General features: G+C 71.8%; 11 protein-coding genes, 1 tRNA gene and 1 pseudogene. 4 read left to right on the top strand and 9 right to left on the bottom strand.

Features of this window, described 5'->3' with window-relative positions; all coding sequences use genetic code 11:
• The 6 genes and pseudogenes from AC1DZC_RS15005 to AC1DZC_RS14980 all read right to left on the bottom strand — a co-directional run.
• Positions 1-1,534, bottom strand: a pseudogene (locus AC1DZC_RS15005) (hypothetical protein); the annotation flags it as partial.
• The gene (locus AC1DZC_RS15000; RefSeq protein WP_477040299.1) at positions 1,531-1,995 is read right to left on the bottom strand and encodes a phage tail protein; all 465 of its coding nucleotides are present in this window, start codon (positions 1,993-1,995) and stop codon (positions 1,531-1,533) included. The pseudogene AC1DZC_RS15005 and the gene AC1DZC_RS15000, both read right to left, overlap by 4 nt.
• Positions 1,988-2,161: a DUF6760 family protein gene (locus tag AC1DZC_RS14995; protein ID WP_196804605.1), complete on the bottom strand. Its 174-nt coding sequence runs from the start codon at positions 2,159-2,161 to the stop codon at positions 1,988-1,990. Before AC1DZC_RS14995 ends, AC1DZC_RS15000 begins: the two co-directional genes overlap by 8 nt.
• Positions 2,162-2,170: 9 nt before the next feature.
• Positions 2,171-2,584: a hypothetical protein gene (locus tag AC1DZC_RS14990; RefSeq protein ID WP_477040298.1), complete on the bottom strand. Its 414-nt coding sequence runs from the start codon at positions 2,582-2,584 to the stop codon at positions 2,171-2,173.
• Positions 2,585-2,661: 77 nt separating this feature from the next.
• Positions 2,662-3,141, bottom strand: a complete 480-nt coding sequence (locus tag AC1DZC_RS14985) for a phage tail protein (protein WP_477040297.1) — start codon at positions 3,139-3,141, stop codon at positions 2,662-2,664.
• Between the two features lie 32 nt (positions 3,142-3,173).
• Positions 3,174-4,742, bottom strand: coding sequence for a phage tail sheath family protein (locus AC1DZC_RS14980; protein ID WP_477040296.1), 1,569 nt, complete (start codon positions 4,740-4,742; stop codon positions 3,174-3,176).
• Between the two features lie 253 nt (positions 4,743-4,995).
• Between AC1DZC_RS14980 and AC1DZC_RS14975 the strand changes: the two genes are divergently transcribed.
• Positions 4,996-7,638 (top strand): helix-turn-helix transcriptional regulator, encoded by a 2,643-nt coding sequence (locus AC1DZC_RS14975; RefSeq protein WP_477043826.1) that lies wholly within the window; start codon positions 4,996-4,998, stop codon positions 7,636-7,638.
• Positions 7,639-8,101: 463 nt separating this feature from the next.
• Positions 8,102-8,881: an LPXTG cell wall anchor domain-containing protein gene (locus tag AC1DZC_RS14970; RefSeq protein WP_477043825.1), complete on the top strand. Its 780-nt coding sequence runs from the start codon at positions 8,102-8,104 to the stop codon at positions 8,879-8,881.
• Between the two features lie 64 nt (positions 8,882-8,945).
• On the opposite strand, the gene AC1DZC_RS14965 is transcribed toward AC1DZC_RS14970, so the two are convergent.
• The gene (locus AC1DZC_RS14965) at positions 8,946-10,346 is read right to left on the bottom strand and encodes a peptidoglycan-binding protein (protein WP_477043824.1); all 1,401 of its coding nucleotides are present in this window, start codon (positions 10,344-10,346) and stop codon (positions 8,946-8,948) included.
• A gap of 208 nt (positions 10,347-10,554) precedes the next feature.
• Positions 10,555-11,877, bottom strand: coding sequence for an FAD-binding oxidoreductase (locus AC1DZC_RS14960; RefSeq protein ID WP_477043823.1), 1,323 nt, complete (start codon positions 11,875-11,877; stop codon positions 10,555-10,557).
• A 163-nt stretch (positions 11,878-12,040) separates the two neighbouring features.
• Here AC1DZC_RS14960 and AC1DZC_RS14955 point away from each other — a divergent pair.
• Together AC1DZC_RS14955 and AC1DZC_RS14950 are read left to right on the top strand one after the other, a co-directional pair.
• Positions 12,041-12,113 (top strand) — tRNA-Arg (locus AC1DZC_RS14955).
• 180 nt (positions 12,114-12,293) lie between these two features.
• Positions 12,294-12,650 carry a hypothetical protein gene (locus tag AC1DZC_RS14950; RefSeq protein ID WP_477043822.1) on the top strand — a complete coding sequence of 119 codons (357 nt, stop codon included), beginning with the start codon at positions 12,294-12,296 and terminating at the stop codon, positions 12,648-12,650.
• A gap of 175 nt (positions 12,651-12,825) precedes the next feature.
• Here the strand turns inward: AC1DZC_RS14950 and AC1DZC_RS14945 are convergent, their stop codons facing one another.
• Entirely contained in the window at positions 12,826-13,071 is a 246-nt protein-coding gene (locus tag AC1DZC_RS14945) for a hypothetical protein (RefSeq protein ID WP_477043821.1), read from the bottom strand.
• Positions 13,072-13,118 lie beyond the last annotated feature (47 nt).

Genomic DNA, 13,118 nt, shown 5'->3' with positions numbered 1-13,118 from the left:
GTGCGAGCGTGCGCCGGATCGCGCTGGCCAGCGGGCGGTGGGCGGAGGCCTGCATCGGCCCGTCCGCGGACGCCCCGAGCGGGCCCGCAAACATCGACATGCTTGGCGTCGACGCCCCGGCCGCCGCGGCCGCTCCGGCGGCGCCGGTCGTCGCGTCCGAGGAACCGCCGCCGTCGGACGAGGTGGCCGACGGGCTGGGAGAGGCCGACGAGGCCGGCGATCCGGCGGCGACCGACGGGACCGACGAACCGGCCGCCACCGACGAGGCAGACGAACCCGCGGGGACCGACGACGAGGCCGACGAACCGGGGACGGCCGGCGAACCGGGCGTGCTCGAGGAGCCGGCGGGGAGCCCGGGCGGCGTCGTCGCCGAGGGCAGCCCGCTCGACGCAGCCGACGAGGACACCGTCCCGGTGGGTGCCGCCGACGAACGGGCGATGACCGGACCGGACGGGCTGCTCGTCGCGACGGACGGCGGCGTCGCGGCGGGGTGGGCCGACGAGACCGGAGCGGCGGCCGCGCTCGGGCCGGCAGGAGGTGTGGCCGTCGAGGCCGAAGGAGTGCCGTGCGTCGGGTTCGGCGCAGGCACAGGAACGGTTGCCGGTGCGGACACCGCGCGCGCGGGTGCGGCAGAGGTGTCGACCGGCGACCGCCGGATCGGGGCGACCGTCGAGGCCGACGGCGCGATGTTCGTCGGCAAGCCCGAGCTCGAGGCGCCCACGACGGAGGTCGAGCCCGTGGTGCCGGACGCGCGGACGGCCGAGGYGGCGGGCCGGGCAGCGGCCGGGGCGGACGTCCGGGAAGGGGCGGGCGCGGCGGCGGCTCGACGGGCGTCGGCGGTGGCCGTCGCGAGGGCGCGTCGACGCAGGAGCCGACCCGACGGCGCGGGAGCGTTGCGCGGTCCTGCGCCGGGCAGGGGAGAGGAGGGAGGAACAGGACGGGAGGAGAGCGTCGCGGCAGAGGGAGTCCGGTCACCGGTCACGGCGGACGACGCTCGTCCGGACCCCCCGTCGTTCCCCGGGCGTGCTGGGGGATCTGCCGTTCGTGCGGCGACGTGCGAGCGCATCACCCGCGAGTCCGAGTTCATCGTCATCTTCCCGCTCGCGCGCACGTCCTCGGCGACGCGGACGGGGATCGTCTGGGGTGCCAGGCGCTGCGTGGAGCCGCCCGGGCGGTACGAGGACTGGTCCGGCACGCGCTCGAGCATCCGCGGCAGGCCGCGTCGCGCCTCGGGCGCGGGCACCGGCTCGTGGGTGGAGCGCACCGCGGACACGTCGGACCACCAGCGCGGCGGCGCGACGTTCGCGGGTCCGGTCCCCACCGAGATGGAGGCGGCGGGGCCGACGAGGGAGCGGCGGACGGCGACGGAGCGCCCCCAGCCCTCGGAGAAGCGGACCGACGACGACGCGACGGAGCCGATGCGGGCAGGGCGCAGGTGGCCGAGCGTCGGTCCGGGCCGGCGCATGCGCACACCGATCGAGCGGCCCAGGCGCGTGCGCGGGTCGTCGTCGGACGGGGGCGGCGTCAGGCTCACAGGGTCTTCGCCCGGAACCCGTTGTGCGCGACCTCGAGGGTCTCGGACAGGGCGTCGACCAGGTCGGCACTCAGCGTCGGACCGCTCCACGCGACGGCGAACACGCCCTCGAACTCCCAGGAGCGCAGGCGCTCACCGTTGTTGCCCAGGACGGTCACCGCGCCGGTGGAGCGCGTGACCTTGTTCTGCGCGGCCGCGAAGCCCTCGCCGGAGGACTTGCCCACCCAGGAGAACAGCGCGTCGGAGTTCACCAGGCCGCGCTTGAAGACGAGGTGCGGCCAGCGGATGACCCCCGGGAACTTGTGGGGGTACTGGTTCTGGCCGCCCTCGACGTACTCGTGCTCGGAGACGGTGAGCTGCAGCCCGCTGATCTCCTTGAACGCGCCGATCTCGACGCCGTCCACCTCGAACACGAAGTTGGCGGCGACGGGCGCGTCACCACCCAACGGCTCCTCAGGCACTCTCTCTCACCGCCTCCCACGCTCGAGCGTTCATTGCCGACACGGCGCGCACCATCCGGACCCGGTCCAGGTGCTCGAGGTCGAGCAGCTCGTTCAGCGGCCAGTGCAGGTGGTACGCGAGGAACGCGATCTCCTGCCACAGGGCCTCGGTGGGGTAGCGCAGCATCGTCGGGTCCTACCGTGCCTCGGTCGGGATCTCCTCGATCGACGCGCGACCGGCCCGGTAGGTGGTGGTGTGGGTCGTGGCCTGGCCCGCCGGCTCCGACGACGATCCAGCAGCGGCCGGAGCCGGCTCCGGAGCCACAGGCTCCGGAGCCGACCCGGGCAGGGGTCCTGCCTGCTGCTGAGCAGCGACGAACTCGTCGAACTCCTCCTGCGACCCGAAGTTGATCACGCCGTAGAAGTCCTGCAGGTAGGCCAGGTCCGCCGCGAAGAGACCTTCGATCTCGTGCGACGTGACCATGACCAACGTGCCCAGCTTCTCCACCACCCGCGCGAGCACCACGATCGTCAGCCGCGGGTCGTCCGGACCGCTGATCGTGGGGTCGCGCAGGGGCTCGAGCTCGTCACGCGCCGTTGCCAGGCGCATGACACCTTCCCGGTGGAGTCCGCCGTCCCGGTCCACATACCCCCGGGGCAGCGTGAACTCGTAGCGGGTCTTGAGGGTCACTTGATCCTGGCGAGCGACTCGATGGTGAGGGTGATGGTCTCCTTCACCGGGTCGTTCGAGTCGACGCTCAGCTGGTCGGTCGAGATCTTGCTCGGCCAGCCGTTGGTGAAGTTGAACCGCGCAACCTCGACGTGGGTGGAGTCGTACATGACGATCGACCCGTTCTTGCGGTTGTTGGTGCGGTCCGACAGCAGGATGCCCTTGGTCATGATGTCGTTGAACCAGCCCCACATCTTGTCCTGCGTGGAGTCCGGCGGCGCCATCCGCACGAGCGAGAGGTCGGGGGCCTTGTTGCGACCGGCGAGGGTCTTGACCTGGACGGACTTGCCGTCCTTGCCCACCTGCTGCGTGGTGGCAACCTCCATCTCGACGTCCAGTCCGGAGACGGACGCGAGGATCGTGACGACGTCGCCGTCGATCTCGAGGAAGAAGTTCTGGGCGATGAGTGGGTCTGTGGCAATGAGGTCGTTGGGCATCTAGGTGCTCCTTGGTCAGGAAGAGAAGAAGGTCAGGACGCGGTCTGCTTGTTCTGGCTGATGCGGAAGATCACGAACTCGGCCGGCTTGACGGGCGCGATGCCCACCTCGACGACGAGCTTGCCTGCATCGATCGACTCGGGCGGGTTGGTCGTCGCGTCGCAGTTGACGAAGAACGCCTCCTGCGGGCTCTGACCGAACAGTGCGCCGGCCGACCACAGACCGCGCAGGTACGCGTTCAGGGTGCGCTTGACGCCTTCCCACAGGGCCACGTTGTTCGGCTCGAAGACGGCCCACTGGGTGCCCTCGAGGATCGTCGCCTCGATCATGTTGAACAGGCGGCGGACGTTGATGTACGTCCAGTCGGTGTCCGACGCGAGCGTGCGGGCGCCCCAGATGCGGATGCCGCGCTGGCCGAACGGCCGGATCGCGTTGATGCCCAGCGGGTTGAGCACGCCCTGCTCGGCCTGCGTGATGCTCCGCTCGACGTCCAGGACGCCACGGATCGTGTCGTTGGCCGGGGCCTTCCACACGCCGCGGGTCTCGTCGGTCCGGGCCCAGACGCCGGCCACGTGGCCCGACGGCGGGATCAGGATCTCGGAGTTGCCGTTGGAGCCGGTCGGGTTCTCGACCTTGATCCAGGGGTAGTAGAGCGTCGCGAACGCGGAGTCGAACTGCGCGGTGTCCGTGCGCCACTCCTTGACGGCCTGCGGCGTCAGTCCGGGAGGGGCATCCAGGATGGCGACGCGGTTGGCGTGCTGCTCGCAGTGCGCGATGAGGCTCGTCTGCACGGCCTTCCAGAGGCCGAGGTCGAGCGACCCGTCCTCCTTGGTCGCGGCCGTGACCAGGTCGGGGACCAGGACGATCGTGACGTCGTCGGCGATCGCGAGGCCGGCGATGCCGGTGCGTGCCGACTCCGAGCCCGCGAACTTGCGGCCGTTGACCGGGACGGGCTTGGCGGCGGCCTGCTCGAGCGTGTAGGCGCCCGGCTTCAGCAGCTCGAGCTGGCTCGTCAGGTCGACGTCCTCGGCGAGCTTGACCTCGACCTTGACGCGCTTGGACGTCTTGTTGATGACCGTCGCGGCATCGCGCGGGCCACCGAGCGTCAGGTCGTCGTAGCTCTCGACGGCCTCGCCGCCGTCGACGATCGTGATGCTGAAGGGCGCGGGACCGTCGTGGTCGTCGGCGACCTCGGCAGCCTCCACGACGACCGTGATGTTCGCGTCGGGCTCGACGGACTCCACCGAGATCGGCAGGCCGAGCGAGCGGTCCGCGGCCGGGAGGGCCAGGCGAGCGGGCTCACCGGACGGCTCGGCGTTGGGCACGCGGACGATGTACGCGAGGCTGCCGCCGTTGAGGAAGTAGCCGTACACGGACAGGGGCAGGATCGCCCCTTCGACGAAGCCTCCGTAGAGGGCCTCGAACTGGGTCCAGCTGGTGACCAGCCGGGGCGCGAGGCCCTGCGGGTCGTTGGGGTCGTCCTGGGGCGCTCGCTCGGTGAACCCCACAAAAGCAGCCACAGCGGTCGGCGCCGAGGCGAGGACCTTCTGGGACGAGGGGATCTCTTCGACGTAGACGCCGGGCGCGGTGTATGTGGGCACTGGCCATCCTTAGCTTGGATCGCTCCCGCCCGGGCATGACCTGCGCGGGGACGCTGCGACGCGGGTGTGTCGTCGTCACGGTATGGACGCGCCTCGGTAGCGGGCATCGGTAATCGCTACCGAGGTTTTCAAACCCCCGTCGGGAGCCATAGGGTGCGAACCGGCACAAGTGCTCAAGTTCGAGTTGCACGGTGTCGACACACAGGCTAAGGACACGAGTCCGACGCTGTGTCGTGCACGAGGTGGGTAGCCGATGGTGGCAGGTGAGGAGCATCCGTCGACGTCGACGGTGACGTCGCTCTCCCTCCCCCTTCCCAAGCTTCCCGCTGTCGTCCAGCCGCACCACAGCCGGCGCCGCACCATGCTCGCGCGCCCCGTGGTGGACCAGGTCCGTTCCGAGCTCGCCGAGGGTCGTTCGGTGCTCGTCGTCGGCGATGCCGGGGTGGGCAAGACGCACCTGGTGACGGCCGCGCTGTCCTCCTTGAGGGTTGCCGACGAAACCGTCCCGCACGTGGTGACGATCTCGGGCGCCTCGGCGCGCGGCGGCATCCCGCTCGGCGCTCTGGAGCCGCTGCTGGGTGACGACGCGCTCGTCTCGCTGGGCAGCGTCGCGCGGACCGTCGACGCCGTCGCCGCCTCGCTGCGCGGTCGCGCCCGCGGTGGCCCGCTGGTGCTCCGCGTCGAGGACGCCCACCTGCTCGACACCGCCAGCTCGCAGGCTCTCGGCTGGATGGTGCAGCAGGGGGAGGTCCAGCTCGTCGCGACCGCCCGGGCGTCCGCCGTGGCCGGCTCGCCGTGGCTGGAGCTGTGGAAGGACGACGTGGTCGAGCGCGTCGACGTCCCCGCGTTCACGCTGGCCGAGGTCGAGCACTGGCTCGTCGCGGAGCTCGGGGGCCAGGTCTCCATCGACACCGTCCGCCGCGTGTGGGCCGAGACCGGTGGCAACGCGTTCCACCTCTCCGAGGTCGTGCGCGCGGACCGGCTGGGCGGAGCGCTGCGGCAGGTCGACGGCGTGTGGGTGTGGACGGGTCGCGCGACCCCCGGGCGCCGGCTCCTGGACCTCGTCGCCCACGACATGGCGCTGCTGTCCACGGACGCCCGCTCCGCGCTCGAGATCGCCTCGCTGGCCTGCCCGATCCCGCTCAGCGCACTGCTCGACCTGGTGCCCCGGCCCGCCATCGACGAGCTCACGCGCGTCGGTCTGGTGACCCTGACCCCGCGCATCTCGGTGGCCGGGTCCGGCGACGTGCTCGTCGACCTCGCCCACGCCCTCTACGCCGAGGCCGTCCGCTCGGGCATCCCGCGCGCCCAGCGTCGCCAGGTGCTGCTCGCGGTGGCCGAGCTCACGCACGACGGCCAGCGCAGCGGTCCCGCGCTGGTGCGGTCCGTGTCGCTCTCGCTCGACTGCGACATGCCCGTCGACCCGTCGCGCCTGCGCGCCGCGATCGACGCCGCGTTCGAGATGCAGCAGCCCGACACCGCGGTCCGGATCATCACGGCCGCCCTGCGCCGCGGCCTGATCGAGGACATCCACCGCATCGAGCTGCTGGTGCAGCGGGCCGACGCGTGGTGGCACATGGACGAGATCGCGCAGGCGTCCCGCGACCTGGCCGAGGCCGTCGACGCCATCCGCCTGCTGGTGGGCCCCGGCTCGCGCGCCGTGCGGCTCATGGTCGCTGCGACCGCGATGCAGGCCGGGATCGCGCACTACCAGGACGGCGACCTGCTCCAGGCGCTCATCGCCTTCGGCCCCACCGAGTGGTGGCTGGACGGTCTGCCGCCCGGGCTCGCGCTGCTGGGCCGACGAGAGCTCGACGTCGCCCGCCTGACCCGCCTCGGCTACGCGGGCCGCGCGGACCTCGACGCGGCGCTCGCGGTGCTGCTGTCCCCGTCCGTCGGCGGCATCGCTCTTCCGCTGGCCTGCCCGACGATCCTCGGCCTGGCCCAGTCGGGCCGCTTCGCCGACGCGCACCGGATCGCCTCCCGGTACGCGCAGCTGGCCGTCGCGCACCGCGACTCCTACCGCTGGGCCGTCGGCGAGGTGGCTGTCGCGACGTTCCTCACCACCCTGTGGTCCGGCGACCTCGTCTCCGCCGAGGCCTTCGCGCTCGCCCGGTCGGCGGACCCCGCCTTCGAATGGGTGACCACCCACGTGACGCGCGGCCTGCTCGGCATCGCGCACGGCTCGTGGTCGTCGGCCCGCACCGACCTGCACGCCGCGTCCGCGCGCCTCGGCCTCGCCGAGCTCGGCGGCGTCTCGATCTTCACGCAGGCCGCCGAGGCCGTCGCGGCCGCCGCGTCCGGTGACGGCTCCGCCGCGCGCGCTCTGCTGACCGATCTCGACGCCTCCCCGCTGCGCTCGTTCGGCGGGCTCGAGCCCGAGGTCCGGTTGCTGCGCGTCGACGCCCTGCTCTGGATGCGGGACCCGCGCGGCACCGCCGAGGCCGCGTCCCTGGCCTCGTGGGCCGCCGCGGCCGGTCTGGTCCGCGTCGAGCTCGAGGCCCTGCACCGCTGCGTCGACCGGCACGGCCGCGGGCGCGTCGTCGACCCGCTCGTGCTCGCCCGCGTCAGCGAGCTCGCCGGCTCCGTCGACGGTCCCCGCGCCGAGGCTCTCGTCGCCCACGTGTCCGCCCTCGCCGTCGGCGACCCCGACCTCATCCGCATCGCCGAGCGCGCCCTGAACCGGGTCGGCCTGTGGCTCCCGCCGCTCGAGGCGCCCGTCGCCCTGACGCGTCGCGAGCAGGAGATCGCCGCCCTGGCCGCCGGTGGCATGACCTCCCGCGCGATCGCCCTCCGGCTGACCCTGTCCGTCCGGACCGTCGACAGCCACCTGGCCCGCGTGTTCGCGAAGACGGGCGTCCACTCGCGCGAGGGCCTGTCGGTCGTCCTGCGCTGACGCCGCGGCCGCGTCACTGCTCCGGCTCTCCCTGCTCGGCAGCCGTGTCGACCTAGCCGCTCTTGTGACGCGAGTGCGCTCCTGAGGCGCCCCCATCGCCCCACGAGAGCACGTGTGTCACAGGTGCGGCTAGGTCGGGACACGACGGGCCCGGGCGGACGGCCGCATGTGCAGGGCTCGGGCGCGTGTCGCACCTAACAGTGCGTGATCTGGACGCGTGTCCAACACCTGACTTAGAATTGCCTCAACGACGACGGAGGAGGTGAGACGGATGACCAGGAACCACCGAGCATCCCGCTGCGCCCTTCGTATCGGGCTGACTCGTCAGGGCTGAGCACCCTCGACCGACTCCGCGGCCACGCCGCGATGCGCCCCACCCGGATCCGCCACGCGGATCTCACAACGCTCGACACGTCGTCACTTCCACGACGTCCCGCCACCCTGCCTGAGAGCTGTGATTCCCGTGCGCTCCCGAATCCTGGGCGCAGCTGCGCTCGCCGCTGCACTCATCCTCGTCCCCACCGCCGCCCACGCGGGCGGTTCCGACAGCCCCACCCCCTACACCGTGACCGCCGAGAACCTGTCGCTGCCTGACGGCACCACGTTCGAGGCGAACGGCCACATCAACTACCGCATGACCAAGTTGGACGGTTCGGGTCTGCGTGAGTTCAACGTGCACCAGGCGGTCCCGGACAACGGTCAGTGGCCGATGGGTCAGTACATCGGGAAGTCCGTCTACACCTGGACCGACCACCCCAGGTACGACCCCGCCGACTTCCCGGGCGGGTACTGCATCACCTGGGTGCAGATCTCCGCGTACAACGAGCACTTCGGTGAGGGCAAGCAGGCGCCGGTCTGCACGACGCCGCCTGTGGTGGACCCGGACCCGAGCACGCCGCCTGTGGTGGACCCGGACCCGAGCACGCCGCCTGTGGTGGACCCGGACCCGAGCACGCCGCCTGTGGTGGACCCGGACCCGAGCACGCCGCCTGTGGTGGACCCGGATCCGACCGATCCGGTCGACGTGGTGCTGGTGGACCCGTCGGTGCCCGCGCTCGTCGCCCCATCTGAGCCGCCGGTGATCACCGAGGTCCTCGCTGCGGGGCCGAGCGACACCACAGCGAACGGCGGCACGCTCGCTGCGACCGGCTCGGACACGGCGACAGCGCTCGCGCTGGGCATCGCGGCGCTCACGATCGGCACCCTGCTCGTCCTCGTCCGGCGGCGCACGTCGTCGTCGTGACCTTCATGCCTTGACGCCGAAGGGCGCACCCACCGGATGGCGGGTGCGCCCTTCGTGTGTCAGGTCAGTGCTTGGCGACGAGCGCGGCCCACGTCTTCGGGCCGACGATGCCGTCGACCTTGAGGCCGTGCGACGCCTGGAACGCCTTGACGGCGGCCGTGGTCTTCGCGTCGAACTTGCCGGTGACCGGGGCGCCGAGGGCGTGCTGGACGACCGAGACGGCCTGGCCGGCCGAGCCGGCCTTGATGCCGCGCGCGATCTGCGCCGCCGGGACCGACTTCGCGGTGACGGGTGCCATGCCCGAGCCACCGTTGGCGACGTCGACGATCGCGGCCCAGGTGAGCGGGCCGACGATGCCGTCCGCGTACAGGCCGTGCGCACGCTGGAACGCCTTGACGGCGGCCGTGGTCTTCGCGCCGAACCTGCCGTCCGCGGGGGTGCCGACGATCGACTGGATGAGGGAGACCGACGGGCCGGAGGCGCCCTGCTTGATGCCGCGGGCGACCACCGCGGTCGGGATGGCGGTCGACGCCAGGACCGGGGCCTTGACGACGGGGGCAGGGGCAGCGGCGCCCGTCACGTCCCACTCGAAGACGAGGATCTCGGAGTAGAGGCCGTTCAGCGTGGCGCCCACCTGGATCTTGTGGTGCCCGACCGACAGGCCGTCGACGGTGAAGTCCGAGCCGGAGACCGAGATCGGGTCGGCGCTCTGCGCGTTCTCGGGCAGGTCGAGGACGTACTCGACCAGGGCGCCTGCGGGGACGGTGACGGCGAAGTGCGCGGTCGTCGAGGTGGTCGACGCAGCGGGCGTGCTGGCCCAGGCGATGGCCGGTCCGGGCACGGCGACCTCGAACTCGACCTCGACCGGGTCGGTGTAGTTGCCGACGGAGTCCTCGGCCCAGACCTGGAACCAGTGCGTGCCGTTCTCGAGGCCGGTGTAGCTCGCGCTGACGTCGGTGCCGTCGTGCTCGTCCTCGTCGTCGAGGGCCCAGTAGTACGTGAGGTCGGCGTCGTCGTCGGCGGCGGACCACGTGAACGTCACGTCCGACGAGGTCGAGACCGCGCCCGGCGTCGTGCCGAACGTGACGACCGGCTCGGTCGTGTCGATCACGAACGCGCCGGTGCTGGCACCGATCGGCTGGCCGCCGATCGTGACGTTGTAGGTGTAGTGGCCGTCGGCGACGCCCTGGTCGTCCCACTCCCAGTTGCCGCCGCCGTCCGCGGGGACCGAGTGGACGGTGCCGTTGATCTCGATGTCGACGACGTCGCCGGGAGTGGCGGAACCGTCGAAGTAGAGGTCGCTGTCCGCTGTCCGACCGGTCGGGGCGTTGAAGACGTCGCCAGCAGGCGGGCCAGGCACGGCCATCGCGGGCGCGACCGTCCCGGCGGTCAGGGCGGCGGCGACGATGCCGACGGCGACGGAGGTGCGGCGCAGGCGCGAGGGGCGAGACGTACGAGCTGACATGGGGCGATTGCCCTTCCGATCACGGGCGCACTCGAATAGGCGCCCACCGGCCGGTCCATCGGCATCGTCAGCAACTACTTGAACTAATCAAGCGTCCAAGTCCGGGTTGCGGCGGTCCGTCCCTGCCCAGGGCCGGCCTCGCCCGCTGGTACCGGCAGCCGCTGCGATCGGCACGGCGGACTCGCTGGCTCCGGCACGGGCTGACGACCTACGCCGGCGGGATGTTCTGGTTGAGCCGGAAGACGTTGTCCGGGTCCCAGGCGGACTTGACCTCCTGGAGCCGCGCGTAGGTGCTGTCGTCGTACGCCCGGTGCACGCCCGCGGCACCCTCGACCCCGAGCGCGTTGACGTAGACCCCGCGGCTCCAGGGCTCGATCGTCGCGGCGAGCTGTCGGCACGTCGCGGCGTGGCGCTCGTCGTCGGCCGGGTCCGTCCACTTGGCGCCGACGTCGTACTCGAACCGCGTGTCCCGGTGCGCGAACGCCGTCGCGCCCGGGTCGACGTCCGCGATGGCGCCCCCGTACGCGACGAAGCTCGCGGCGCCGACGTCTGCCTCGGTGTGGGCGAGGAACGCCTCGAGCGCCGCGTCGGGCAGCTCCCGGACGTAATGGCTCTTGGCGTAGCGCCGGTAGCCGTACGCGGAGCCGACGTCGGACTGCCGCTGCAGGTCGAGGTAGCTGATCGGTGTGACCCGGCGGGCCAGCACAGGTCCGAGCCCGTCGAGCTGCGCGATCAGCGGTCCGGCGTCGTCGGGCGGGCCGACCCAGACGAACCCGAGCGTGAGCGGCCCGTGCGCACTGACCTCCGCGAAGAAGGTGGCGCGCCGCGATGCCTCGTCGGACCCCGCCAGCCACGTCCGCAGCGCGTCGAGCCCATGTGCCGGGACCAGGTCCACCTCCACGACGAGCGCCTGCGTGCCGACGTCGTGCAGCCGGAGGTCGAACCGCGTCACGACGCCGAAGTTGCCGCCCCCACCCCGCAAGCCCCAGAACAGGTCGGGATTCTCGTCGGATGATGCGTGCTTCAGCTCGCCGTCGGCCGTGACGATCTCGTACCCCAGGGCGTTGTCGCAGGTCAGCCCCACCTGGCGCCCGAGCCAGCCGACGCCCCCGCCGAGCGCCAGCCCACCGATGCCGGTGTGCGACACGATCCCGGCGGTCGTCGCGAGACCGTACGGCTGCGTCGCCGCGTCGAGCGACCCGAGCATCGCCCCGCCCTGCACCTGCGCTGTCCGTGCGTCCGGATCGACGTGCACTTCGCGCATCCGCGACAGGTCGATCATCAATCCGCCATCGGGCACCGCCCATCCCGCGGCACTGTGCCCACCGCCCCGCACGCCGAGCGGCAACCCTCGCTCCCGCGCGAGCCGGACCGCGGCGCGCACGTCGTCGGCGCCGGCGCAGCGCACGACGACGGCCGGGCGGCGGTCGACGGCGCCGTTCCAGACGGCACGCGCCTCGTCGTACCCGGGGGAGTCGGGGAGGATGACCTCGCCCTCGAACCTGTCGGTCAGCGCTGCGGCTGTGGGCATGTCACGACTCTGGCGGCTCCGAGGCGGGATGCCAAGGGCAATCACGCGGATCTGCCGTCAGGACGGGGCGTTCGCGACCGCGTCTCGGGTAGGCTGCCAGCGGCCGTGGGGCCCTCCGAAGAGGGTCGCGCGGCGCTCGCCAGGACCACTTCGGCGGTCCCGGGCGCCTGTAGCTCAGGGGATAGAGCACCGCTCTCCTAAAGCGGGTGTCGGCAGTTCGAATCTGCCCAGGCGCACAGTGTGTTTCTGCAGGTCAGGGGCTCGGGGACTGCAGCAGATGAAGCCGCTGCGGGGCTCGCAGGGGCCTCGTGGTCAGCATGTGGTCAGCAGTGTGGTCCGCCGTCGGAGGCCCTCGATCGCCGCGCGTCGCGGAACTCCGGAGTGGACACGGGGATGTCGTCGGGCAACATGGCGGCATGAAAGAGCCGCCAGTCGGACTGCCTGCTGCGAACTCACGGAAGTGGCACTCGAGACGACGCTGGGACGGACTGGGCTACCTGCGTGTGCGGTCTCTGGGTAACCCGGAGTGGCCGCGCGACACCCATTGGCTGGTCGGAGTGCTGACGCGACAGCGCAAAGGCGCACACGATAGCGAGCGCGACCTTTACGACGCGGTGATCGATGCGACCAGGCGCTATCCCAGGACGGCGCTAGGCGTGATCGACGCTGAAGCTGCGTGGGATGAAGTACTTACGGTGATCGACGACCTGCTGCTCGTGCGGCAGGCGCGACATCTCGAGGCCGTCCGTGCGGAGCAGGCCGATCAGGCTTAGCCGGGTTGCTTTCGGTCTTTGCCCGCGGCGGATGGCCCCATCCGAGGCCTCCTCGTCGAACAGCCGGATCCCTTGCCGGCTCAGCAGAATCCGCCGGCGCGCAATCAGTGCCGTGGTGCGAGACCGATCGCGCCTGTGCTTTCCCCGGAATGCCAGGGTGCTCCGCCGCGGGTGGCTACTCCTCCGGGTCGCGCAGAGCGGCGCGGGCGATGCCGAGGTCCTGTTCGTAGGTAGGACCGAACAGCACGGGAAGCTGTGGCTCGAGCGCAGCCTCAAGGTCCCAGAGAACGCGCAGTTCGGACCGGTCGCCGGTGGGAAGCGCGCGGCGTTCGTTGTTGTCCGCAAGCCAGGCGTGGAGCACGAGGGCTTCATCCTGCGTCAGCCGTACAACCACCTCCGGGCCGCGCTCCTCGTTCGTCACATCGGTCACTGTGGCACTACCGGCGAAGGGATGCCGGGAGGCGCGGA

This window comes from Cellulomonas sp. P2_B4 (assembly GCF_056404795.1).
Note: the sequence above shows the minus strand (reverse complement) of the source record. Positions and strands in the feature narration are given on the sequence as shown.